This window comes from Mesorhizobium sp. M7D.F.Ca.US.004.03.1.1, from assembly GCF_003998635.1.
Lineage (GTDB): Bacteria > Pseudomonadota > Alphaproteobacteria > Rhizobiales > Rhizobiaceae > Mesorhizobium > Mesorhizobium loti.
Map to the genome: position 1 here is coordinate 1 of NZ_RZQG01001658.1, position 599 is coordinate 599.

Consider the following 599-nt stretch of genomic DNA (forward strand, 5'->3'; position numbering starts at 1 on the left):
TGAAAAGATCGAGCGCTGGACCAAGGCCGGCGAGGCGAAGTCGGTCGGACTGCTCGGCAATACGGCCGAGATCGTGCCGGAAATGTTCAGGCGTGGCATTCGCCCCGATATGGTCACCGACCAGACCTCGGCGCACGATCCCATCAACGGCTATCTGCCGAAGGGCTGGACGATGGCCGAATGGCGCGAGAAGCGCGTCAGTGACCCGAAGGCAGTCGAAAAGGCGGCACGCGCGTCCATGCGCGAGCATGTCGAGGCGATGGTGGCGTTCTGGAACGCCGGCGTGCCGACGCTCGACTATGGCAACAACATCCGCCAGGTGGCCAAGGAGGAGGGCTTCGAGAACGCCTTCGCCTTCCCCGGCTTCGTGCCGGCCTACATCCGTCCGCTGTTTTGCCGCGGCATCGGCCCGTTCCGCTGGGCAGCCTTGTCGGGCGATCCCGAGGATATCTACAAGACCGATGCCAAGGTGCGCGAGTTGACGCCCGGCAACACCCATCTTCACAACTGGCTCGATATGGCGCGTGAGCGCATTGCTTTCCAGGGCCTGCCGGCGCGCATCTGCTGGGTCGGCCTCGGCGACCGGCATCGGCTGGGCC

The 599-nt window shown here is 65.3% G+C and carries 1 pseudogene; it reads left to right on the forward strand.

Annotated features, from left to right (window positions below):
- A pseudogene (locus EN935_RS39330) lies at nucleotides 1-599 on the forward strand (urocanate hydratase); the annotation flags it as partial.